General features: G+C 63.0%; 20 protein-coding genes. 10 read left to right on the forward strand and 10 right to left on the reverse strand.

Features of this window, described 5'->3' with window-relative positions; translation table 11 throughout:
* The first annotated feature begins 18 nt into the window (after nt 1-18).
* Nucleotides 19-1,368, forward strand: coding sequence for an NAD-dependent succinate-semialdehyde dehydrogenase (locus MKK62_RS16600; RefSeq protein ID WP_240258790.1), 1,350 nt, complete (start codon nt 19-21; stop codon nt 1,366-1,368).
* Here the strand turns inward: MKK62_RS16600 and MKK62_RS16605 are convergent.
* The 5 genes from MKK62_RS16605 to MKK62_RS16625 all read right to left on the reverse strand — a co-directional run bounded on the left by MKK62_RS16605 (nt 1,357) and on the right by MKK62_RS16625 (nt 6,244).
* Nucleotides 1,357-1,704 (reverse strand): NIPSNAP family protein, encoded by a 348-nt coding sequence (locus MKK62_RS16605; protein WP_240258789.1) that lies wholly within the window; start codon nt 1,702-1,704, stop codon nt 1,357-1,359. The genes MKK62_RS16600 and MKK62_RS16605 overlap by 12 nt on opposite strands.
* Before the next feature lie 4 nt (nt 1,705-1,708).
* Complete coding sequence (locus MKK62_RS16610; RefSeq protein ID WP_240258788.1) at nt 1,709-2,254, reverse strand: pyridoxamine 5'-phosphate oxidase family protein; 546 nt, start codon at nt 2,252-2,254, stop codon at nt 1,709-1,711.
* Nucleotides 2,255-2,317: 63 nt separating this feature from the next.
* Nucleotides 2,318-3,415, reverse strand: a complete 1,098-nt coding sequence (locus MKK62_RS16615; protein WP_240258787.1) for an LLM class flavin-dependent oxidoreductase — start codon at nt 3,413-3,415, stop codon at nt 2,318-2,320.
* 83 nt (nt 3,416-3,498) lie between these two features.
* Nucleotides 3,499-4,938, reverse strand: coding sequence for a nicotinate phosphoribosyltransferase (locus MKK62_RS16620; RefSeq protein ID WP_240258786.1), 1,440 nt, complete (start codon nt 4,936-4,938; stop codon nt 3,499-3,501).
* A 265-nt stretch (nt 4,939-5,203) separates the two neighbouring features.
* Complete coding sequence (locus tag MKK62_RS16625; protein ID WP_240258785.1) at nt 5,204-6,244, reverse strand: phosphotriesterase family protein; 1,041 nt, start codon at nt 6,242-6,244, stop codon at nt 5,204-5,206.
* 325 nt (nt 6,245-6,569) lie between these two features.
* On the opposite strand from MKK62_RS16625, the gene MKK62_RS16630 reads away from it, so the two are divergent.
* Complete coding sequence (locus MKK62_RS16630; RefSeq protein WP_240258784.1) at nt 6,570-7,262, forward strand: HAD family hydrolase; 693 nt, start codon at nt 6,570-6,572, stop codon at nt 7,260-7,262.
* A gap of 43 nt (nt 7,263-7,305) precedes the next feature.
* Here MKK62_RS16630 and MKK62_RS16635 read toward each other — a convergent pair whose 3' ends face one another.
* Nucleotides 7,306-7,767: a hypothetical protein gene (locus tag MKK62_RS16635; RefSeq protein ID WP_240258783.1), complete on the reverse strand. Its 462-nt coding sequence runs from the start codon at nt 7,765-7,767 to the stop codon at nt 7,306-7,308.
* A 392-nt stretch (nt 7,768-8,159) separates the two neighbouring features.
* On the opposite strand from MKK62_RS16635, the gene MKK62_RS16640 reads away from it, so the two are divergent.
* On the forward strand, nt 8,160-9,152 hold the full coding sequence (locus MKK62_RS16640) for a ribose-phosphate diphosphokinase (protein ID WP_240258782.1): 993 nt from the start codon (nt 8,160-8,162) through the stop codon (nt 9,150-9,152).
* A gap of 84 nt (nt 9,153-9,236) precedes the next feature.
* Here the strand turns inward: MKK62_RS16640 and MKK62_RS16645 are convergent, their stop codons facing one another.
* Together MKK62_RS16645 and MKK62_RS16650 are read right to left on the reverse strand one after the other, a co-directional pair.
* Nucleotides 9,237-9,737 (reverse strand): cupin domain-containing protein, encoded by a 501-nt coding sequence (locus tag MKK62_RS16645; protein WP_240258781.1) that lies wholly within the window; start codon nt 9,735-9,737, stop codon nt 9,237-9,239.
* A gap of 145 nt (nt 9,738-9,882) precedes the next feature.
* On the reverse strand, nt 9,883-10,821 hold the full coding sequence (locus MKK62_RS16650) for a nucleoside hydrolase (RefSeq protein ID WP_240258780.1): 939 nt from the start codon (nt 10,819-10,821) through the stop codon (nt 9,883-9,885).
* A 545-nt stretch (nt 10,822-11,366) separates the two neighbouring features.
* Between MKK62_RS16650 and MKK62_RS16655 the strand changes: the two genes are divergently transcribed.
* Both MKK62_RS16655 and MKK62_RS16660 read left to right on the forward strand, forming a co-directional pair.
* Nucleotides 11,367-12,824, forward strand: coding sequence for a nicotinate phosphoribosyltransferase (locus tag MKK62_RS16655; protein WP_240258779.1), 1,458 nt, complete (start codon nt 11,367-11,369; stop codon nt 12,822-12,824).
* A 355-nt stretch (nt 12,825-13,179) separates the two neighbouring features.
* Entirely contained in the window at nt 13,180-14,640 is a 1,461-nt protein-coding gene (locus MKK62_RS16660; protein ID WP_240258778.1) for a nicotinate phosphoribosyltransferase, read from the forward strand.
* A gap of 28 nt (nt 14,641-14,668) precedes the next feature.
* Here the strand turns inward: MKK62_RS16660 and MKK62_RS16665 are convergent, their stop codons facing one another.
* Entirely contained in the window at nt 14,669-15,709 is a 1,041-nt protein-coding gene (locus MKK62_RS16665; protein ID WP_240258777.1) for an NAD(P)-dependent alcohol dehydrogenase, read from the reverse strand.
* A gap of 600 nt (nt 15,710-16,309) precedes the next feature.
* Here MKK62_RS16665 and MKK62_RS16670 point away from each other — a divergent pair.
* The 4 genes from MKK62_RS16670 to MKK62_RS16685 all read left to right on the forward strand — a co-directional run bounded on the left by MKK62_RS16670 (nt 16,310) and on the right by MKK62_RS16685 (nt 19,826).
* Nucleotides 16,310-17,110: a glutamine amidotransferase gene (locus tag MKK62_RS16670; protein ID WP_240258776.1), complete on the forward strand. Its 801-nt coding sequence runs from the start codon at nt 16,310-16,312 to the stop codon at nt 17,108-17,110.
* Nucleotides 17,111-17,185: 75 nt separating this feature from the next.
* A complete protein-coding gene (locus tag MKK62_RS16675) occupies nt 17,186-18,163 on the forward strand; it encodes a LacI family DNA-binding transcriptional regulator (RefSeq protein ID WP_240258775.1) in 978 nt (325 codons plus the stop codon).
* Between the two features lie 9 nt (nt 18,164-18,172).
* Nucleotides 18,173-19,084, forward strand: coding sequence for a PfkB family carbohydrate kinase (locus MKK62_RS16680; protein ID WP_240258774.1), 912 nt, complete (start codon nt 18,173-18,175; stop codon nt 19,082-19,084).
* A 202-nt stretch (nt 19,085-19,286) separates the two neighbouring features.
* Nucleotides 19,287-19,826: a hypothetical protein gene (locus MKK62_RS16685; RefSeq protein ID WP_240258773.1), complete on the forward strand. Its 540-nt coding sequence runs from the start codon at nt 19,287-19,289 to the stop codon at nt 19,824-19,826.
* A gap of 77 nt (nt 19,827-19,903) precedes the next feature.
* Here the strand turns inward: MKK62_RS16685 and MKK62_RS16690 are convergent, their stop codons facing one another.
* The gene (locus tag MKK62_RS16690) at nt 19,904-21,181 is read right to left on the reverse strand and encodes a lipase family protein (RefSeq protein ID WP_240258772.1); all 1,278 of its coding nucleotides are present in this window, start codon (nt 21,179-21,181) and stop codon (nt 19,904-19,906) included.
* Nucleotides 21,182-21,381: 200 nt separating this feature from the next.
* On the opposite strand from MKK62_RS16690, the gene MKK62_RS16695 reads away from it, so the two are divergent.
* A complete protein-coding gene (locus MKK62_RS16695; RefSeq protein ID WP_240258771.1) occupies nt 21,382-22,281 on the forward strand; it encodes an alpha/beta fold hydrolase in 900 nt (299 codons plus the stop codon).
* The last annotated feature ends 158 nt before the right edge of the window (nt 22,282-22,439 follow it).

Below are 22,439 nucleotides of genomic sequence, written 5' to 3' on the forward strand. Positions count from 1 at the left end.
GCCACGAGAAGGAGTGCAGTGAGTAGCTACCTGGTCACGAACCCGGCGACGGGGGAGGTCGTGGAGACCTACCCCGAGGCCACCGACGAACAGATCGAGCGCGCCCTGGTGGCGGCGGCTTCGGCCGCCTCGTCCTGGGGGCGGGCGACAGCGCCGGCCGACCGCGCGGCGCTGCTGCGCGCTGTCGCCGAGCTGCACCGCGAGCGCCGCGACGACCTCGCCCGCATCATCAACACCGAGATGGGCAAGCCACTGCCCGACGCGCTCGGGGAGGTGGACTTCAGCGCCGACATCTACGACTACTACGCCGAACACGGCGCGACGCTGTTGGCCGACGAACCGGTCGACCTGGGGCCCGACGCCCAGGGCAGCGCCGTGATCAAGCGTGCACCGCTGGGCCCGCTGCTCGGCATCATGCCGTGGAACTTCCCCAGCTACCAGATCGCACGCTTTGCCGGCCCGAACCTGATGGTGGGCAACACGATCGTGCTGAAACATGCGCCGCAGTGCCCGAGTTCGGCCGCCGCGATCGCGCGGATCTTCGACGACGCCGGCTTCCCCGCCGGCTGCTACGTCAACGTCTACGCGACCAACGAACAAGTCGCCGACATGATTGGGGACCCGCGCATCGCCGGCGTCTCGGTGACCGGTTCGGATCGCGCCGGCGCGGCGGTCGCGGAGATCGCCGGCCGCAATCTCAAGAAGGTGGTCCTCGAGCTGGGTGGGTCGGACCCGTTCATCGTGCTCGGCGCGGACGACATCGACGCCGTCGTCGACGCCGCCGTGGCGGCCCGCTTGGACAACGTCGGCCAGTCGTGCAACGCGGCGAAGCGATTCATCGTGGTCGAGGACCTCTATGACGACTTCCTCGAGCGCTTCACCGCCCGAGTGCTCGCCGCCAGCGGTGACCTGGCGCCGCTCTCCTCGGTGCTGGCCGCCGACCGGCTGGAGGCCCAGATCCGGCAGGCGGTCGACGGCGGGGCACGATTGGCCTCGGCGGGGGAGCGCCGCGGCGCGTTCTTCCCGGCCGGCGTCCTCACCGGCGTCACGGCCGACAGCGAGGCGTACCGGCAGGAGTTGTTCGGGCCGGTGGCCATGGTGTTCCGCGTCAGCGGCGAGGACGAGGCGGTGGCCGTCGCCAATGACACCCCTTACGGCCTGGGGTCGTACATCTTCACCGCCGACCGCGAACAGGCATACCGGGTCGCCGACCGCATCGAGGCGGGAATGGTCTACATCAACGGGGTGATGCTCGACCAGGCCGAAACCCCGTTCGGTGGCGTCAAGCGGTCCGGCTTCGGTCGCGAGCTGGGCCGCTACGGCATGGACGAGTTCGTGAACAAGAAGCTGGTCCGCTCACTCATATGAATGGGTTCCGCTCGCTGTTTGGAACGGTCCGGGGTCGAGCAGGCGACGTCGGATCGTCTGCAACATCGGTCCCTCGGCTTCCTTGGCTGCAGCCGCAGCGACCCACTCCGGGTCGTGGAGGAACGCCGTCCACTTCTGCTGCATTTCGGCGATGTCGTCGAATCGCAACGTGTAGACCAGCTCGTTCAGCGATTCCGGGCCGACCGAGGTGCGGCCGACGTGCACAAGTTCCATGCCGTGCTTGGCGAACAGGGGAATGGTGGCTTCGTTGAAGAGTTCGATCACCGCAGGGAGCCGTCCGGGCACGGCGACGTATTCGCGAACCTCGTAGAGCATCTGCTTAGCTCCTGGCGCCGAGGTGGTCGGGGAATGACAGGAAATCCTGGACGGGCGGCTGGGGTAGCTCGCGCATGTCCCAGCCGTCAAGGCGTTCGGGAACGATCCGATACCAGCGTCGTGCCGCGACAGCGCCTGCGCTGAAGTAGTACTCGAGGTGCGGGTGACCGAGGTGAAAGTACTTTTCTGCCACCAAGTCCAGTAGCAGTTCGATGATCTCGGGATCGGTGACTGCCTTGGCGGTGCCTTCCAGTTGGACAGCGCGGAAGTTCGCGATCTCGTCGCCCTCGTCCACTAGTGCAGACACTCGGCCACCGGCGTCGATGTTTTCGATATGGCGGAAGTCGGGTGTCGTCGTCTGCCCGGGGTCTCCTACGGTCGGATCGAGCGGGATGTGCACGGTGTCGTCGATGACGACGAACCACACCGGTGAGAGGTTGATGGGCTCGCCGGGAAGAGCGGTGGCCAATCGGAGCCGTTGCGCCTTTTCCAGGAAGGCCCAGCGCTTCATGCCGTCGAGAGGGGCGAGCTCTCCTACGGAGATGGGCATGCTGTAGTCCTCACTTTGTCGTTGTCGCTCGAGAGTCGAAGACGCGGGCCCGACGCCGCGCGCCTAGTCCGCGAATGCCGGCAGGACTTCTTTGGCCATGAACTCCATTTGCTTGATCATCGCCTCGCGTGGCATGCCCACCGCTATTAAGCAGGAAAGGTGGTCGACGCCCAGCTTTTCGTAGGTCTTGAACCGCTCGATCATCTTGTCGGGTGTAGTCAGAATGGGGTCGGAGTACTTGTCAGCGAGGTTGTCTGACGAGAATTGTTCGGTCTCAGGCGTGACGCGCCCACCGACGATGTATTTGCGGTCCTTGTCGCCGACGCCGCGTGCGGCGAGGCGGTCCTCCCGGCTCGCCCGGTTACCCTCGTCCTTCACGAATGCGATGTAGAAGTTGTACTCGTTGACGAAATCGTCGAAGTATTCCAGGGCCTCCTCCTCGGTGTGGCCGAGCCACGTATGGCGCAGCGCCATCACCTCACCGCGTGGATGCTCACTCGCCTCGGCGGCGTCGTTGTAACTCTGCAGCAGCGCTTCCAGGTCGCCGTAGGGCTCAAAGCTTCCGTAGTTGGGGGCTGTGATGAGGTTCAAGCCCTCCCGACCCACCTTTTCCGCGCCCTGGACGCTCTGCGAGGCCACCCAAATGTCGGGGTGTGGCTTCGTCAGCGGCTTGGGAACGATTGTCGTGGGCGGGAAGGAGAAGAATTTGCCGTCGTAGCTCACATCGTCCTCGGCCCACAGGCGTCTGATGATGTGCAGCGACTCTTCATAGATCGAACGCGCTTCGGCGGGATCAACCCCGAGGCGGTCCAATTGGTACCGGCTGCCTCCCCGCGCGACGCCGATGCCCATGCGTCCGGGAGCTAGGTGGTCGAGCAGGCTCATCTCCGAGGCGATGAGCAGGGGGTTGTAGTAGGGCAGCACCACTACTCCCGGCAGGATGCGCAGGCGTTTGGTTCGTGCTGCCACGAAGGCGCTGAAGGCCAACGACGACGGGTTGGTGACGTAGTTCTGGAAGAGGTTTTCGTTGATCGAGACGCCCTCGAAGCCGAGGTCTTCCGCGGCGTCGACGACGCTGAGCATGTCGTTGAGGAGTTCTGACCAGGGACGGTTCATGTCAGGGTAGAAGAAGGGTGTGGTAACCCAGATTTTGAGTGCCATGTACGTCTGTCCTTAACCTGTTGTGATGGAAATCTTTCGGCTGCAACGCATTCGCGCAGATATAGGCCGTGGTTCGGGTGTCGTCATGACGCCGCTTGAAGATCGTCGGCGAGGTCTTCGTAGTAGTAGGCCGGTGTCGGCCGCTCGCTGCGCTCGATCAGCTCGGTGAAGTCCCAGACCGTGAGAATTCGTCCGTCGCGGAAAACCGGCTGTAGAACGTTCTTTTCGGCCGGGATCGAGTCTCGCGCGACGGTGCGGTAGTCGCCGTCGACGTATTCCAGTGCCAGGCGTCCTGCCTTGGAGTGCTTGATGGCGCTGCCCTTCGGCCGTTTGGAGATGTCGTGCCAGGTGCCGTTGATCTGCGCCGCGTTCGCTTTATAACCGAAATACTGAGTGTCACGATTCACCTCTTGCAAGAGGCCGCTGCCCATCCCGCACAGCACGTTGTCCGCGGCAAGCCCGCGCCGTTCCAGCTCCGCATAGAGTTCGCGGAACGTGTTCACGTTCAGGCCGTCGCCCTGGATCACGCGGACGTTGGGCGGTAATACCTTGAAGCCCTTGGTATTTGTCGATGATCCTAGGCTTTTCATCAGGTCTTCGACGACGTCGGCCGGGTTGGTTATCGGATCTCCGGAGTCGCAGCGGATACCCACCAAACCGGGGAACGACAAGATGTCGTCGTGCAATTCCTTCCCAATGACGTTGCGCACGCAGTTGTCCTGGTCATAGGTATCCACCAGCAACGCGATAGCGGCGTCCTGAGTGTTGCTCAGCAGTTGCCGGAAGAACTTGGCCTCGCCGTCGGGCCCTGCCGCCGAGACGTTGGAGTGCTCGCACAACAGATTGACTGCGCCCGGGTAGGCGGCGTTGTAGTACTGCGACGCTGCGATATAGGCCGGGACAGTGTCCGACCGGTCGAAGTTGACCATGTGCGCCATACCGCCGAGAGCTGCCGACTCGAACGAGTTGGCGCCTCGCGCACCGAAATCGTGGAGGTAGAGCCTGAGTAGCTCTGGATGATCCGACGTTCGTTCCAGCGAACCGCGCACGAATTGCTTGCATATCCAGCTCGTGGTGCCGACAGTGCTCGGATACCACAGTGCCCGCTGCAACGCGCATTCGATGTAGCTGGGAAGCCATGGATATCGGGGGTCGGTGTTGATCACCTGCAGCAGTACATTGCGCGTCGGCACCACCGATCCTTCAGGAACGGCCTCGATTTCCAAGGGCAGGTAGCCGTCGTATTCGTTGACGATGTCGAGCCAGGCCTCGCGGTTGAATCGCGAGCCGTGGCCACGGACGACGCGTTCTGCTTCCTGGACATCCTCGACCGCGATCGGTCGCGACAGGTACTCCATGAGAAACGCTTGGAGCCCGACGAAAAGCGTTGCGCCATACGGGCCGCCGCGTGCTTCGAGGTATGCCGAAACATACTCGGTCCCATCCGGGTACATCGCGTACATTCCGTTCTTGTTGATGTCTGCGTTGACCGCCATGTTGCGCCAGAGCGAGGATTCACTCATCTGAAAACCTTCCTGAAGGCGATGTGGTCACTTGCTCGGCGAGTAAGGAACTTTGACTGCGTCGATGACGTCGCACCTTCGCTGCCCTGCTGAGCTCCGGTGCCCGATCGAATGGTTTCGATTCTTCATTCGGCTGCCATAGCCATCCGGCAGTCGCATACCCGATCTACCGAGAAATACTAGCCACTCGAAGTGCCCGAGGCCCGGGTAAAAACGTTTCTATCCGGTTAACACTCCTACTGAGGTTACGGCCGCAGCCAGACCCTCAGCGGGCGGCGAGCGAATGCCTGAAGAGGTTGCGAGGATTGGCGGTCATCAGCGATGCTGCCACGCTGGTCGGTACGCCATGCCGCTGCAGTCGAGGCAGGAACAATCGCGGGACGTAGCCGATCCCGTTGCCGCCGTTGCGCGTCCACATGCTCTTTGCAGCCAAGTCATGGCTGAGCAGGATTTGTGCAGCGTGTCCGTCGCGAATCAGTCCCGCAATGGCGCGCGCGGTCTGCTCCGGCGCGGGGGATTGCCCTTCGCCGGCGTAGTAATACGGCATGCCGATCATGTCGAATTCAAGCCACACTCCCCGGCCCGCCACAGCCCGCTGGTACTCGACATCCTCCCCGGAAGGGTCCATGTGGCACAACACGATCGCTTGCGGAGCCACCCCCTCGTCGTTCACCGCTATGTCGAGCACCTCGAATGCTCGTCGCTGCCACCCCGGGAGATGGATGAATAACGGAACTCCGACCTGGCGTTGGGCACGACATGCGGCGCGCAAGCGCGTCTTTTCCCCGTCGGTGAACTTCGGCGAGACTCCGATCTCCCCGATGATGCCGGGCCGCACACCGGTATCGCCGGCTCCGTTCGCGAACTCTGCGACAAGTTCGTCGCACAGATCGTCGGCGGTGGCCAATGCTTTGCTCTCGTCGTGGAAGGGGTGAACGTACCAACCCGACCCCATCACTATGTTGAGTCCGGTTCGTTTCGAAATCTCTTGCAACACGAGGGGATTCCGACCGATATCTGCGTTCGTGCAGTCGACGACCGTCCGCCCGCCGGCGCCGACGAAATTCTGCAGCTCCTCGACCATGGCGTCGGCATCATCTTGACGACAGTTGTCCAAGCAGCAGCGTGGATTGTCGCTCAGGAGCCAACTGATGGAGGCGTCGACCCGAGCGTGGTACAGCGCACGCTCAGCCGCTTCCTCGGGAACCTTCGCAGGTCGGGTCCAATCACTGAAGAGGTGCTCGTGCGTCAACGCCATGCCGAGGTCGTCTGCTGAGACAGGACCCAAGACGGTGGTCACCTGCACCGGGATACCTCCGCACTCGATTAACGTTTCTACCACACGGTACAGAATGCTCGACGTTCGCTAATCAACCATGCCACAAGCTATTCGGGGCGAGCGAGGGCCGCGCCGACGGTAGGCCGGTAGAAACGTTATTCACGTTGCATCCGCGATGTGCACACCTTAAACTGACATACGGTCGAGCGCGCCACTCCGGCTGAGAGGCCCCCGAGGCGGCTGAAGGTCGTTCCCGCGCAACGCAATCGCGGAGTCGCGGCTCAAGCTTGGCGTTCGTCGAGGCCGCCTCGGCCGAAGATCAGCGCCGCCTCGAACAGGACAAGGGGAGGCAATGCACCCGCGACACCCGATCCCGCTGGTGGAAGCAGGGCCGCTGCTCCACGTCTTCGACATGGACGGCACGCTGCTGATGGGCGCCGCAATCGTCGAGCTTTCGCGATACGTCGGGCGACTCGCCGAGGCGACGGACATCGAGGAGGCCTATCTACGGGGCGAGATCGACGACATCTCTTTCTGGAACCGTGCGCTGGCGCTGTGGCACGGGGTGACCGAGGAACAGATCGATCGGGCCTTCGATGCTGCGATGTGGATGCACGGCGTCCGAGACGTCTTCGACGACATCCACGAACGCGGCGAACGCAGCATCGTCATCTCGCAATCGCCGCACTTTTTCGTCAAACGCCTCGAGGGGTGGGGTGCCCACGCCGCCTTCGGCTCGAACATCTGGATCGGTGAGACCGTGACCGCCACGTCGACACTCTTGGCTGAGGACAAGGTCTCAATCACCCGGGAAATTCTTGCCCTGTTGGGCCTCGGCCCCCAGAACTGCGTCGCCTACGGTGACTCCACCTCTGACGTCGCACTGTTCAGTTGGTTGCCGAATACCATCGCGGTCAACGCCAAGGATCCGCTGAATCAATTGGCCGCGAAATCGTATGTGGGCGTTGATTTTCGCGAAGCGTATCGGCTCGGACGTAGTCTGGTGGACGTGCACGGCGCCGAACGTCACGCCCGCCATCCGTAGGCCGTCGCGCCGCGCCCGTCACCGCACGAATGCCCGCGCTGAATCAGCCCGCAGCGTGCAGTGGGGTGCTCGCTTCGGGCTGCAGCAGGCCCTTTGCGTGCAGCAGTCGCACGACGAGGTCAAACTCTTCCGACATCTGGCGTTGGTCGGCAAGGGGAATCAGGGCGACACCGTCGGCTATGCCTAGGACGTAGACGTCGGCGATGAGCCCTGCCAGGCCACTGGCTGTGCCGACGAAGCGCACTGTGTTGGACGCGCAGTCGTTCAGGGTCTCCAGCGCGGCACTCAGGCGCCGGCGAGCGGTTGGCGGGTCGGCATCGATCACAACTTCGATGTCGAGCATGACCGAGGGACCGCACCCGTCGTCAACCGCATCGGCTCGGATTTGCGCGCTGAAGCGCTGTGCTCTCCGGAGATCGGGTGCTTCGATCCGGACGGTCTCGACTCCGCCGGGCGGGGGAGGCGTCAACTCCCGCCATTGGGTGCCGGAGAAGACGCGTGCCATGGAGACGTCATTCCCGCGGCAATGTTGGGCCACAGCCACCCGAATCCCAGGGGCCGTACGTTGTCCACCCACCTGGAACACCGTCCTTTCGACGCGCGCGAACACGATCCCGCCAGCTTTGCTCGAATGAAACATTTCTAGTTCACGAGCTGGATGAAGAATATCTACGGCGATAGCATGCATTAATAATCACGATCTCTTCGATAGAAACGTTACCACTTTCACGGCTATGATCAACTTGAACGCAGCGGCAGCACCGGCAACCGGAGTGACAGACCGCAGCGACATGACGACGAAGGCGAGCGCATGAGGCAGTGTGAGGAACCGACTGTTGACGACGAAAGGCGCCGTTGCAGACCGGATTTTGGTCTCGATGTCGAGTGGGTCGGCGCGTGACCGCGTCGCTGCGAGTTGGCTACGAGAAGCAGTTGATGCTTTTCTCGGGACGCGCCAACCCGGGTTTGGCTCTCGACATCGCCGCTCAGCTCGGTGTCGAACTCGGCTCGGTCACCCTCAAGACGTTTTCCAACGACGAGGTCTACTGCCGTTTCGACGAGTCGATCCGGGGCGCCGATGTCTTTCTGGTGCAGCCGATGTGCGGGAATCCACAGGCGGGAATCAACGCGAACGACGCGCTTCTGGAGCTGCTTGTGATGATTGATGCAGCAGTCGGTGCGAGTGCTCATCGCGTGGTCGCCGTGACGCCCTGGTACGGCTACTCCCGGCAAGACAAGAAGTCTGCCCCGCGCGAGCCGATTTCGGCGCGCATGGTGGCCCGCACACTGGAGGCGGTCGGTGCGGATCGCGTGCTGGCCATGGATTTGCACGCCGGCCAGCTACAGGGCTTTTTCGGCATACCGGTCGATCACATGACCGCGCTGATGATGTTGGCCGACCACTTCATCGGCCTCGACGACGATCTGGTTGTCGTCGCGCCCGACGCGGGCAGGGTGAAGTTGAACAAACAGTTCGCCACGCGCGTCGGTGCCGATCTCGCGATCCTCGACAAAGAGCGACCCCGTCAACAGGTGGCGGAAATCGTGCACGTCATCGGCGACGTGCGCGACAAGACTGCGATTATCGTCGACGACATCGTCGACACCGCGGGGACACTACGCGCGGCAGGCGAGGCCGTCCAGAAAGCCGGCGCACGAAAGGTTTTCGCTGCGGTCACCCATCCCGTACTCAGCGGTCGGGCCTACGAAACCCTGGCCGGATCGCCCTTCGAGCGGATCGTTGTCACCGACAGCATTCCACTGCGCGGTGGCGCTCCGGCGACGATCGAGGTGGTGTCGTGCGCTCCATTGCTGGCCGATTCCATCCGCCGGATCTTCACCGATCGTTCCGTCAGCGAGGTGTTCGGCGGCAACAATCACCTCTTCTAAGTGGCTGCGTGGTCGAGCGTCGTCGTGCCACCGGGCTGCTGAGGTGACCCGGACGCAGTCCTGTGCGCAGTGCCTGTGCCGCCGTTAGGGACGCAATGCGATCAGGGCGTCGCTGTAGGACGCGTCGTCGCCGGTGTGACGCCATCCAGAAGGCAACTGCGGCGCCGTCGTCACGAAGCTCGTCGAGTCGACTCCCGTTGCCTTCACGGCATACTGATAGCCGGCTGGCGCCCAGAAGTGATCGCCCGGTTCGAGCGTGTAGTCCAATTCCAGCCCGTCGGCGTCGGTGGCCACGACACGGATCTTTCCGCTGAGGCAGCAGAACGCCTCATCCCAGCTCGTCGCCTGCCAGACCACGTCTTCTGCATCCCCGGCGTGAAATGCGATGCCCTGGCTGTAGTAACGCGAACCTTCGCGCTCACGGGAGATGAACGCCCCCATCTCGACACCCTTGCTGAACGCGATGCGAGGCATGGCCGCAATCTCGTCGGGATGGAACAGACGTGGGAAGCGAATCTCGTGTTTTGGCATCGACGCCCGGATAAGCGCCCCGGCCTTGCGCTTTGCCTCTGTGTAACCGGACATCTCGTTCCTTCCCAGCGCGCGTGAGCGCTAATCCGTTGCCCGCAAAGGCAATTGCTTCAGGCCAGCTGTAATGCCTTACTGCACAACACCGTTGAGCGATTTGTAACCCCAAAGTCATATCATAAACGATTCTATAACCCGGGTGTCAGCATCCGATGGAGTTCAACAGCAGCGGCGCAAGGTCGGGTTCGCCCGCTAGGGCGATGCGCGTTCGCGACTCGGCGCCGTCCTCGTCGAGCATCGACACGACGGTCCTGCCGAGGTCGGGAGTATCGCCGGTGATCACGCTCAGCCGGCATGGTCGTACGTCGGTGAGCTTCACCGCGTCGATCGCCAACGCGACGGCAAGCGGATCGTGCAGCGGGCATTCCCCTCCGCCGTACTTGGGACGGCACGCATTCAGATAGAACTCGACCATCTCGGCAACCCGCTGCGTCAGGGGATCCGTGGAGGCGGCCAGTCGCTGGTTGTCGGCCGTGCTGAACATGTGCTGTGTCGTGATGTCCAGCGGTACCAGAAGCAGATCCCGCCAAGGTACGGAAAACACGTGCTCGGCCGCGTACGGATCGGCGTAGATGTTCGCCTCGGCGTGTGGAGTTACGTTGCCGGCCGCCTGGTAGGCGCCGCCCATGATCGTGATGTTGCCAACCAGATGCGGCAGCGACGGCTCGCGCGTGATCGCCGCCGCGATGTTGGTGAGGGGCCCCAACGCGATGATTCGAAGCCGGGTCCCATAGCGGTGTGCAAGGTCGACGAGCCGGTCGCTGGATGACAGATCGTCGAAGACCGCCTCGGAGCGGGCCAGCTCGACGCCACCGAACCCGTCGACGCCGTGTATCACCGCGGCTCCTCCCCAGAATTCGCCGATCATGGGATGGTGACCGCCGAGCGAGATCGGGATGTCTGTGCGCCCCGCAAGGGCCAAGAATCGGGCGGTGTTTTCAGCCCCCACAGCGACCTCGACGTTTCCCTGGACAACGCCGATGGACACCACCTCGACCCCGGTCTGTAAGAGGTAGAGCAGGGCTAGCGCATCGTCGATTCCGGGGTCGCAGTCGACGTAGTAGACGTAGTCGCCATCCATTAGCGGCTGGCCTTTCCGGCGGCAACGCGCCAATAGGGCAGTGCGCCAACACAAACACCGCGGTCGGGCCGGGACGTGCTCGGCGCCGACGGCTCCGATGGGTCCACGGATACGTCGAAGACCTGAGCGTTCCTCGCCGGCTGACAATAACGTTTCTACCACAGGCCCGAAGATCGTTCTCGTCGTCGCGCGGGTCCGACCTTAACCCCACGACTCGGGGCCGCGCACTCCTCGTCGGACGCGAACTGTGCAACCCGTTAATCGGCGATATATGCATGTGAGCGAGCCAATACGGTGTTACGTAAACGTGTTGTTACAGATCTCGTGTTTCCGCGCGACATTGTTCCGGCTGAGTTGCCTGGTTGTCGACGCCGGCGATGCGACAGCGGAACCCGCGACTGATTTGGCCAGAAAATAGAAACGTTATTCGCGTTGCGGGTCGCCCCGGCGGAACTTAAGCTTTCGAGTCAGTCATCGCTCACTCCATCGGGCCCTGCGCACTGCCAGATGCGCTCTGGCACACGACCAGGACAGGAACCCAACACATGGCGCAGCAACGCTACTCGGGAAACATCATCACCAACGTAGACACCTACAAGAATGCGCACAGCCAGATGTATCCCGAAGGCACCGAATATGTTTCGAGCTACATCGAGTCCCGGGGCGGCATGTATCCGTCGATCTTGTTCACCGGCCTGCAGCCTTTCCTGCGTGAGTACCTCATGCACCCCTTCACGATCGAGGACATTCACGAAGCTCACGACGTGCACGTGTCCATGGGAGTCCCGTTCCAGCGTCAAATCTGGATCGACCTACTCAACGACCATGGCGGCCACCTGCCATTGGAAATCGAGGCAGTGCCCGAAGGCACTGTCGTGCCAACGCGCAACGTACTCGTCCAGGTCGTCAACACCGACCCTAAGTATCCCTGGGTCACCGGGTTCGTCGAAACCGCGCTGCTCCGTGCCGTCTGGTACCCGTCCACCGTCGCCACCACCAGTTGGATTGCGAAACAACACATTCGAGGCTTCCTGGAGAAGACGTCGGACCACCCCGAGATGATCCGGCTCTACCTCCACGACTACGGCGCGCGCGGTGTCAGCTCGTTCGAGTCCGCAGCACTAGGCGGAGTCGCGCACCTCATCAATTTCGACCAGACTGACAACGTCCCCGGGTATTTGGGATCGCGTCGCTGGTACAACGGACCCGCGCCGAGTGGCGCCGCGGTGTTCCAAGAACACGCCACTGTCGCGGCGGCCGGCCGCGAGAACGAGGCCAACTCGTTCAGGCGTTTGCTGAACTTCCCTGGTGCCGCGGCCGTCGGGCTCCTCGTCGACACCTACGACCATGACAATGCCGTGAAGAACATCCTTGGCAAGGAACTGAACTCGGAGGTTCGCGGCTTCGAAGGACTTGTGATCGTTCGCTGCGATTCCGGTGACGCAGTCCTCACCCCAGTGGAAACGGTCGAAAGTCTCATGGCGAGCTTCGGTTACGAGACCAACGGCAAAGGCTACCGTGTGCTGCCACCGTTCATCCGGGTGGTCCAAGGCGACGGCCTCACACTGGACAGCTACCTCGCTATCTACGCCGAGCTCGAAGCGCGTGGCCTGGCCGCCGACAACGTGCTGTGTGGGATGGGCGGTGGACTGTTGCAGAAGCCGGACCGCGACTCGATGAACTTCGGTATGAAGGCCAGCGCGGTACGCATCAGAGGTGAGTGGCGCGATGTCTTCAAGTCGCCGAAGGGAAGCGCGATGAAGCGCTCGAAGGCCGGGCGGCTCGCGCTCTGCAAACTGGACGGGGACTACCGCACGGTACGGCGCGAGGAGATCCCTGCCGAGGAAAATCTGCTGACCCCGGTGTTCCGCGACGGAAAGCTGCTTCGCGAATGGAGCATGAGCGACCTGATCCGGCGAAGCGAAATGCCAACTCCGTCGAGCTATTACGCACCTGAGGCCCGGCAAGCCAATGACGCGACACCAGTGGCGTTGACTGGATAACGTCCCGAGGTGGGCGTGCTCATCGGCCTGCCAAGCTTCCATCGCCTAGGGTAATGGAATCGATTCCAGTTTGTTACGCCTCCTATTCGCACACATTGCCTTCCGATGACGCGGGTGGAGTGCGCGCGAGATATGCGTGAGCGCAGCTAATTAGGTAAAGAACCGGTTAATCCTGCTGGGAAACCTGCAGCTCATTTGCGTTGTCGAATCGCTGCACTCCGATTGACAGGGCCAATAGAAACGTTACTATTTTGTCAGTGCGATGCGACGGTCGCAGCAGTGCGTCGTTGGCCGAGCCGGGATTCAAAATGTTGGAGCCTCGTCTCATTCGCTCACACCGAGAACAGGAGCACTGATGTCGCGCAGTAGCTACGCCAACATCATCATCAACACCGACAACTACAAGCATTGCCACTACCCGCTGTACCCGAAGGGCACGGAGTACGTCTCGAGCTATATCGAGGCGCGCGGCGGAGAGTTCCCCGTGACGATGTTCGTTGGGCTGCAGGCATTTCTGCGCGAGTACCTGATGAAGCCGATCACCATCGACGACGTCGACCAGGCCGAGTACTACATGCGTGAACAAGGCATGCACTTCAATCGCGACAACTGGATGGGCATTGTCAACGACCACGACGGGTTCCTCCCGGTGGAGATCGAGGCGGTACCGGAAGGCTTGGTACTGCCCATCCGTAACGTCTTGGTCCAGATCATCAACACCGATCCCAAATACTATTGGGTGACAAGCTTTTTCGAGACGGCGCTATTGCGCGCCGTCTGGTACCCAACCACCGTGGGAACCATCAGCTGGCTGGCCAAGCAGGTGATCAAGGAGGCGCTCGACCGTACGTCTGACCATCCAGAGTTGCTGCGTCACTGCCTACACGATTATGGCGCGCGTGGTGTCAGCTCACAGGAATCGGCTGCTCTGGGCGGGCTGGCGCACTTGGTCAACTTCTCACAAAGCGATACCGTCCCCGGCATCATTGCCGCCAAGGAGTTCTATAACGCTGTGGCGCCGTCGAATTCGGGACCCAACTCTGAACACGCCGGCTTTTGCGCGTGGGGCCGCGAGAACGAGGCAGCCGCCATGCGCAACATGCTGGAGGTACACGCCAAGCATGGGATGGCCCTGTTGCTCACCGATACCTACGACCACGAGAACGCCGTCAAGAACATCATCTGCGGTGAGCTCCGCGATGTCGTGAGCAACTTCCCCGGTCTGGTCGGGGTGCGTCCCGATTCCGGCGACGTGGTGCAGGTGACGGCTGATACCACCCAGTGGTTGATCGACGGTTTCGGCAGCACCACGAACAGTAAGGGCTTCAAGGTGCTGCCCGATTTCGTCCGGGTTGTCCAGGGCGACGGGGTAACTCGCGAAAGCCTGCCCTTGGTCTACGCGGAGTTGGAACGCCGCGGCTTCTCCGCCGAGAACGCGGTCTTCGGCATGGGTGGCGGGTTGTTGCAGCATTGCAATCGCGACACCAGTGCCTTCGGTCAGAAGGCTAGCGCCGTGTGCGTCAACGGTGAGTGGCGCGATATCAATAAGCAGCCAACCGGAGACGCAGTCAAGGCTTCGAAGCGGGGCCGCCTCGCTCTGCGGTACGCCGACGGCGACTACCAAACGGTGCGCCGCGAATCGATCGCGCCCGGCGACAACGTGCTGCAGCCGGTGTTCCGCAACGGCAAGTTGCTGAAGAAGTGGGACTTCAGCGAGCTGATCGAACGCAGTGAGCGAGAGGTACCGCAAAGTTACTACGCGGATGCCGTTGCACCGCTGCGTTCTGCACCGCACGCGTTGGCCGACGCGTCCTGACGGCGTGCTCGCGGAACGCGTTGTCGCATCACAGCTTTGAGATGTCGATGACGAAGCGGTAGCGCACGTCGCTGGCGAGCACGCGCTCATAGGCCATGTTGATGCAATCGGGCTCGATGAGTTCGATGTCGGGCGTCACGTCGTGTTCGGCGCAGAAGTCCAGCATTTCCTGGGTTTCGCCGATGCTGCCGACTTGCGAGCCGGACAAACTGCGTCTCCCCGCCAGCAGCACTCCGGCAGGTACCTCCAACGGATGCGCCGGGATTCCGAGTTCGACGAGTGTGCCGTCGACATCGAGCAGATCCAGGTAGGCGCCGAGGTCGAGGTTGGCCGACACGGTGTTGACGATCAGGTCGAAGCTGCCACGCAACGTGCGGAAGGTGTCCGGGTCCGCGGTCGCGTAATACCGGTCGGCGCCCAGTCGCAACCCGTCCTCCATCTTCTTCAATGTTTGGGAAAGCACCGTCACCTCGGCGCCCATTGCCGCCGCAAGCTTGACCCCCATATGACCCAAACCGCCCAAGCCCACGACCGCAAGACGGGTGCCGCTTCCGACGTGCCAGTGTCGCAGCGGCGAGAAAAGCGTGATGCCCGCGCACATCAACGGCGCGGCCTTGTCCAGCGCCAGTGAGTCGGGAATGCGCACCACGTAGTTTTCGTCGATCACTATCGATTCGCTGTAACCACCCTGCGTCGGCTGCCCATCTCGGCCGATGGAATTGATCGTCGGGGTCAGCCCGATCGTGCAGTACTGCTCCAGACCATTCCGGCAGCTGCGGCATTCACGGCAGGAGTCTGCGATGAGACCCACGCCGACTCTGTCGCCTTTCTTGTACTTCGTCACCCGGGCGCCGACCTCGGCGACGACGCCGGCGATTTCGTGGCCGGGAACCATCGGGTAGTTCGTCGGCCCCCATTCGGCCCGAGCGACATGAATGTCGGAGTGGCAGATACCCGCAAACCTGATGTCGATCGCGACGTCGTGCGGACCGGGGTCGCGGCGGCTGATCGTCGTCTTGCAGAGCGGTTCGGTTGCCGAGAGGGCGGCATATGCGGAGACGATGTTCATAAAGAGTCCTCGATCTCGGTCGTTCCGGGTCGGCAAGGAGCGGCTGGACGCGTTGGCAATTGCCAGAAACGATTATATTCGCGACCTTCCCCGATGTCTCTGCGGGATCACCCTAGGCCCCGCGTCGTAGTGCCTTCCCCTCAGTTGCAAGAAGTCTTAAATCGTTCGCTGTCAATCGGTTCGGGAGCATTGATGGGGCTGAGGACGTGATAGCACCGTGGACGCCGGATAGTCGGCGTGTCAGAGACTCCCAGGGTTGGTTGGAACGGATTACCATTCGGATACGTCGATGGCCTGGCCGCGAAGCGTGCGGTATTGGCGCAGGTGACCTCGGTCCGATACTGCCGAAGCCGTAGATCGTCGCTTGACCGTGCATGGCAGGCTCGAATAGGATAGAAACGATACTAGCGCAGCCGTGGAGTGGGCTGCATGCGTCACGTGGGGAGGGCCGGTTCGTCAGGTAGTCGAATCCCGCGCCCGGCATCACCGCAACCGTGCAGCGCCAGTGCAAGCCTCGCCCGATTGGTGTTCGAGGGCATCCGATACCACGGCAGCACTGTTCCCGCTGTTCTCATAGCAACCTCGACACCTGGAGACTGGATGAGCAAAAAGGGATTTGGCCAGCTAAGTGCATTGGTGGTCGGGGAGTCGTGGATCAAACACACCACTCACATGAAGGGATTCGACCACTTCCACTCCACGGAGTACGAAGAAGGCGCGGGCGAATTCCTCGAAGCTGTCTCCAGCGGTGGCATTGACGTGACGTACATACGCGGCCACGAAGTCTCGAGTCGATTCCCGACGAGCCTTGAGCGCCTTGAGGATTACGACGTCGTGGTGATCAGCGATGTAGGCGCCAACACGTTTCTGCTGACCGACGACACGTTTCTCCGGTCGAAGCCGACCGTCAACCGACTGTCGTTGATCGCCGACTACGTCCAGCGCGGCGGGGGATTGCTGATGGTCGGCGGCTACCTTTCGTTCACGGGCATCGACGGTCGGGCGCGCTACGGTATGAGCCCACTGGCCGACGTCTTGCCGGTCGAGCTCTTGGCTTTCGACGACAGGATCGAGGTCCCCGAAGGTGCCGTTGCGGAATTCGACGTGCCGGACCACGATGCACTCGGCGAAACGCCGCCCAGGTGGCCGGCATTGCTCGGCTACAACCGGGTAGTTGCCAAACCTGACGCTCAGGTCATCGCGCGCTATCGAGATGATCCCTTGCTGGTCGTGGGAACCCATGGCGCCGGTAGAGTTTCTGCTTTCACTTCTGATCTAGCTCCGCATTGGGCCCCTCCGGAGTTTCTCGACTGGGAGCACTACCAGGCTTTGTGGGTCTCGTTGCTGACGTGGACCAGCGGTCGATACGAAGCAGGGCGCGGCTCGGTCAAGACGGCCTGACAAACGAGTAGGATGCACCGCCAGATGAATACCGCTCGACGCCCTACCATGAAAGACGTTGCGCGCCATGCAGGCGTGTCGCTGAGCACTGTCAGCTATGTGCTCAACGACAGCGGCCCGGTGGCACCGAGCCGCAGGACACGAGTCCTGGATGCCGTCCGGGTGCTCAACTACGCACCCAACGAAGCGGCACGCGGGCTGAAGAAGCGGTCCTCCCCCAACATCGGGCTCGTCATTCCCGAGCTGTCCAATCAGTTCTTCGCGCTACTTGTCGAAGGCGTCGAGCAAGTCGTTTCCGCCAACGGCGGGCTGGTGGTTCTGTGCGCGCCCGAGGCGACAGCTGACGATGAGTCCATCAATGGACGGCTGCTGCGTAGTCAGCGCCTCAACGGGATCGTCTACCTGGCAGGGTCTCGCACGTCGTCGAGCTCGATCGTCGAGCTGACCCGTCAAGGTCCGGTCGTTCTCGTGGATGAGTTCGTGCCCGGCTTCGACGATCTGCCCGCCATCGTGTCCGACAACCGCCGCGGCGCCCGGGAGGTCGCCCAGTGCGTCACCGACGCCGGGCACCGCAACCTGGCCATCATCGCCGGTCCGGAATCGCTGTGGACGACGCAGCAGCGGCTCTCGGGATACCGCGAGGCGCTGGCGGCCGTCGGGGTGAATCCGGATGCTGTGCCGGTCTTTTGGGGGGATTATCGCCAGCAATCCGGATGGGAGTTGGGCAAGACCGCACTGAGCGTGCCGGCATCTGAACGACCGACGGCACTGTTGTGCGCCAACGACCTGATGGCGGTCGGCGTACTCGAATACTGCCGATCCGTGGGTATCTCCGTGCCCTCGGAGGTCAGCGTTGTCGGGTTCGACGACATTCCGTTCGTCTCCTTGCTGACCCCCAGACTGACGACCGTCCGCCAGCCTGCCCGCGACATGGGACGTCAAGCGGCGACCCTGCTCTTCGATCTGATGGCGGGCAACGGCGCGAGTCCACTTCCCGAGTTGTTGCCAGCCGAGCTGATGGTGCGCGACTCGGTCGCGCCGCCACCTCGGTAGGGCAGCGGCATGCACGAAACAACCTGTCGGCCAACGGTCTACGTCGTCGGTGCGATCAACATCGACATAGTGATCAAGACCAGTCGGTTTCCGAGTCCGGGCGAGACCGTCGTGGGTGATCGCGCCGAGCACCACGGTGGCGGTAAGGGGGCCAACGCCGCCGTAGCAGCAGCTCGAGCCGGTGCCAACGTGGTGCTCATCGGCGCCGTCGGAGTTGATGCGAACGGCGAACTCGCGCTGGCAGACCTCAACTCCTGCAACGTCGACACTCGACGGGTGCGACGGTGCGACGGCGCCAGCACCGGTCTGGCGATGATCGTCGTCGACGACGCGGGCGAGAACCAGATCACCGTAGGAGTGGGAGCCAACGCGGAAGTCGCCGGCGACACCGTTGCGCAGATCCTGCAAGGCGAGCTTCGCCCGAACGACTGCGTGCTCGTCAGTACCGAGATACCCGGCGACGCGGTCCTGGCCGCAGTCGAGCACGCCGAATCGGTCGGCGCGACCTGTGTTCTCAACCCCGCGCCGCCGGTCGACGAAGTGCTCGACGCGTTCGCCTACAAGCCGATCCTCACTCCGAACGCAGGGGAGTGCCGCCAGCTCGCCATGCGAATCGGCCTATCGGCCAGGGACATTCGTACCGCAGCTACCGAACTATGCGAGTACACCGGAGCGCCGGTCGTTGTGACGATGGGCGGAGAAGGTGTACTTCTATGCGAACCGGGAAAATCGCCGGTGCATATTGAACCCCTTGACGTATCCGTCGTCGATACAACGGGCGCAGGCGACAGTTTCAACGGCGTGTTCGCCGCGAGGCTGGCAGACGGCGATGCCATCGATGCCGCTGCCTCGGCGGCTAATCGCGCGGCCGCGAAATCCGTCGAAGTCTTCGGTGCGCGTGGGCTCTTGCGAACTAGCTGATCCCCTGTCCCCGCCACTAGTGCAAACGGCCCCCGGAGATCACTCCGGGGGCCGTTTTTCATGCGTGGAGGGCCTGAAACTGAGCGACGCGGAGGAGGGGGTTCCGCACGGTATTTGGGGAGTTTTCCCCATGCGCGCCGATCACTGGAGCAGCGACGATTCTCAGCATTAGCTCAGACGAACGCGACCCAAGGAGACTCTCGTGACCACCACTACGCGGCGCATCAGACACATGGCAGCACTCGGCGCCGCCGCCGCCGGACTGGTGCTCTATCCCCTGAGCGGACTCGTGATGGCGCCGGCCGTACACGCGGATCCCTATACCGACATCGTCAATAACCTCGACGTGGTCTACGCCGCCGGCAACGAACTTTTCACCCTGGGCGGCCAATACCTGGCGCTGGGCGAACCGACGTACGCGCTCGATGCATATCTCGCGGGCGTCGACAACACCTTGATCGCGCCGCTGGAAAACTTGTACATCGACGGGCTTGATGTACTGACCAACACTCCGGTGGCGAATCCGTTCGACATCGAGGCGGTCACTGTGCCCGCCGACTTCGCAGGGGGACTGGCCGAGGCGCAGGGGTACTACGACATCGCCCAGACCGACTTCACTCATGCGGCGAACCTCCTCACCATCGGCGACTTTCCGCTCGCTGAGCAGTGGGAGGTCTTGGGAAACAACGCGCTCTGGGTCGAGGCGCCCAACGCACTCCTCCTGAGCTTATTCGGGGCCTGACTAGCAGAAGCGAAAACACTTGCCATTTAACCGCGTTCGGCGCAGCCATGACGCGCAGTACGTGATTTGGCGACTGATTATGCTCGCCGACGCCGCTTGGCGAGACGGATCGCGGCGTTCGCCGCGCCACCCGCCAGAGCGGGCAGGCCGGCGTAGGTGCGCCGGTCCAGCAGCGCCGGCCAGGTGTGACGGGACGTGGGCGGGTCGTTCCCGGCGAGTCGTTCAGCGAGCCACCACAGGCTCATCGGAACCGCGAACGGATACAGCAGCAGGTGCTCGGCGAAGGGGTCGCGGTGATAGCTCACCGCGGTTCCGCCGTCGGTATAGGTCTGCGCCAGCCTGTCCACGTCGGCGACGTCGACGATTTTGTCGTGCACGCCCTGGATGAGGAGCACCGGCATGCTGGGGGTCTTCTGCCCTAGCCGGGTCGCCTGGAAGACATGCCGCAGTTCGGGCAGCGCGAACAATTCCTCGAAGGTCAGGTCGACGAAGTCGGCGATGTCGACCTTGCGGAAGCGCCGAATCGCCTCGCCGGTCGACATCCCTTCGATCTGGGTGAGTAGGGCCTTGCCCTCTTCGGTCGCGTGTTCGTCGACGACCTTTTGCGCCTCCGGGAACACGTGGACCAGTGACGCCACCATCAACGCCGCAAGGCCGGCCCAGGGTGACGCATTCAACCGGCGCGCAACGCTTTCCGGGTCCACCACCGGTGAACCCATCACTGCGCCAACGATATTGAGTTCGGGCGCATACGTTGCGGCGGCTTCGGCGGCCCATCCGCTGGCCAGTCCGCCCCCGGAATAGCCCCACACCGCCATCGATGCGTTGGACGACAGCCCCAGCTCCGAGTGGTTGACGGCGGCGCGTAGACCGTCGAGAACGCGGAACCCCGCCTCGTAGGGCGCGCCCCACATGCCCTCGAGACCCTCGTGGTCCGGGATGCTGACCGCCCATCCCCGCGACAGGGCCGCGGCGACGAACAGAAACTCCGCCTGCACCGAGGCCCCGACCAACTCGGCGCCCTGACGCAGGGCATAGGACGGGAAGCAGCGCGCCGCCACAGCGTCAATGGCGCACTGATACGACAGCAGCGGGCAACTCGCCGGATCGACGCCGCGCGGAACGATCACCGTCGTCACGGCCGCTTCGGGGCGTCCGCGCGACTCGGTACTGCGGTACATCAGCTGCGTCGCCCTGCCCTGCCGGAAACGGCCGAAGAATGCCAGCCGCACCGACCGTGCGCGCAACACCGTCCCCGGGGCCATCTCATCGAGACCTGCAGGAACGGCGTAGAACGGGTCACGCTCAGGCGGTGGAATCCGGGGCCGTCTCGTGAGGGTCGAATGCTTCGTCATGAAGGGTTTTCCGGTGCCTCTGTCTGCAGATTCGAGGTTGCGGTAGCTCAACAAATTTCGACAAGCCTAGCCGAGCGACACGATCGGGCAGTGCGCTGAATCCTTGACACCCGCTTTGCTGAATCGCCAAGATCTCGTCCCATGCGCACCGATCGGTGGGGCGAAGGCACGACGCCGTTCGCCAAGCAGCAGGCGGGCATATGACCTCTCCCGAGAAAATCACCGTCGAGGTGCCACATCTGCGATTCGCGGCGCTGGCCTGGGGACCTGCCGACGGCCGCCTGATGCTGTGCCTGCACGGCTACCCGGACACCGCGTGGACGTGGCGCCAACTCGGCCCGCACTTCGCCCAGCACGGCTTCCGTGTGGTCGCGCCGTTCATGCGCGGATACGCGCCTACCGAACTGGTGCGCGACGGGGACTATGGGGGCGGCGCGTTGATGTCGGATGCGATCGCGTTGCATCAGGCGTTGGGTGGGGGCGTCGACGCCGTACTCATCGGTCATGACTGGGGTGGGTTTACGGCCAACGCCGTTGCCGCATACCCGGATAACCCATTCGAGAAAGTGGTGTCGATGGGCATCCCACTGATCGCGGGGCTGACACCGGGAGCAGGCAACGGCGCTGATGTGGTGCGGGTGCTGCCGCGACAGGCCCGGATGAGTTGGTACGTCTTGTTCCAGCAGCTACCCGGGCTTTCCGAACGCATGCTCGACAGAGTCATTCCTAGGTTGTGGCGCGACTGGTCGCCGCCCGGGTACGACGCCACAGCCGACCTCGCCCACGTCTTCGAGGCGCTGCCCGACCGCGGCCGTCGCACCGCCGCACTGTCGTATTACCGGGCACAGTTCCGGCCGTTGCGACGGGGCAGGCGGAATCGACACCTCGACCGCTATGCCCTGCGGGGAGTGCCGCTGATCCCGATTCTCTTTCTGCACGGCCATATCGACGGTGCGATCGACCCACGACTGGGCGCCCTGGGGGCGTCGGCCTTGCCGGCGGGCAGCCGCCACGAGATCATCCACGGCGCAGGGCATTTCATGCATTTGGATGCCTCCGATGTCGTCCACCGGCTGATCGCCGACTACATCTCGGCGTGATACATAGCCCTGCGTGAATGCCGCGCTGAGGGGGCGCCGAAGCGGAATCGTCTGCGCGGTCGGAGTCAGGGTTGTCGAAGCGTTCGTGCTGACAGGCCGAATCGCGTCGCAATTTTTCGACCCGTGGGGCGCACGCATCATTGGCGTCGAGTTGCCAG

The organism is Mycobacterium paraterrae (assembly GCF_022430545.2).
Lineage (GTDB): Bacteria > Actinomycetota > Actinomycetes > Mycobacteriales > Mycobacteriaceae > Mycobacterium > Mycobacterium paraterrae.

Excerpts from the sequence above, each read along its gene's own strand:
- MKK62_RS16605 (WP_240258789.1), bottom strand. The coding sequence starts at position 1,704 with ATGCTCTACGAGGTTCGCGAATACGTCGCCGTGCCCGGACGGCTCCCT.
- MKK62_RS16610 (WP_240258788.1), bottom strand. The coding sequence starts at position 2,254 with ATGCCCATCTCCGTAGGAGAGCTCGCCCCTCTCGACGGCATGAAGCGC.
- MKK62_RS16615 (WP_240258787.1), bottom strand. The coding sequence starts at position 3,415 with ATGGCACTCAAAATCTGGGTTACCACACCCTTCTTCTACCCTGACATG.
- MKK62_RS16620 (WP_240258786.1), bottom strand. The coding sequence starts at position 4,938 with ATGAGTGAATCCTCGCTCTGGCGCAACATGGCGGTCAACGCAGACATC.
- MKK62_RS16630 (WP_240258784.1), top strand. The coding sequence starts at position 6,570 with ATGCACCCGCGACACCCGATCCCGCTGGTGGAAGCAGGGCCGCTGCTC.
- MKK62_RS16635 (WP_240258783.1), bottom strand. The coding sequence starts at position 7,767 with ATGGCACGCGTCTTCTCCGGCACCCAATGGCGGGAGTTGACGCCTCCC.
- MKK62_RS16645 (WP_240258781.1), bottom strand. The coding sequence starts at position 9,737 with ATGTCCGGTTACACAGAGGCAAAGCGCAAGGCCGGGGCGCTTATCCGG.
- MKK62_RS16650 (WP_240258780.1), bottom strand. The coding sequence starts at position 10,821 with ATGGATGGCGACTACGTCTACTACGTCGACTGCGACCCCGGAATCGAC.
- MKK62_RS16655 (WP_240258779.1), top strand. The coding sequence starts at position 11,367 with ATGGCGCAGCAACGCTACTCGGGAAACATCATCACCAACGTAGACACC.
- MKK62_RS16660 (WP_240258778.1), top strand. The coding sequence starts at position 13,180 with ATGTCGCGCAGTAGCTACGCCAACATCATCATCAACACCGACAACTAC.
- MKK62_RS16665 (WP_240258777.1), bottom strand. The coding sequence starts at position 15,709 with ATGAACATCGTCTCCGCATATGCCGCCCTCTCGGCAACCGAACCGCTC.
- MKK62_RS16670 (WP_240258776.1), top strand. The coding sequence starts at position 16,310 with ATGAGCAAAAAGGGATTTGGCCAGCTAAGTGCATTGGTGGTCGGGGAG.
- MKK62_RS16680 (WP_240258774.1), top strand. The coding sequence starts at position 18,173 with ATGCACGAAACAACCTGTCGGCCAACGGTCTACGTCGTCGGTGCGATC.
- MKK62_RS16690 (WP_240258772.1), bottom strand. The coding sequence starts at position 21,181 with ATGACGAAGCATTCGACCCTCACGAGACGGCCCCGGATTCCACCGCCT.
- MKK62_RS16695 (WP_240258771.1), top strand. The coding sequence starts at position 21,382 with ATGACCTCTCCCGAGAAAATCACCGTCGAGGTGCCACATCTGCGATTC.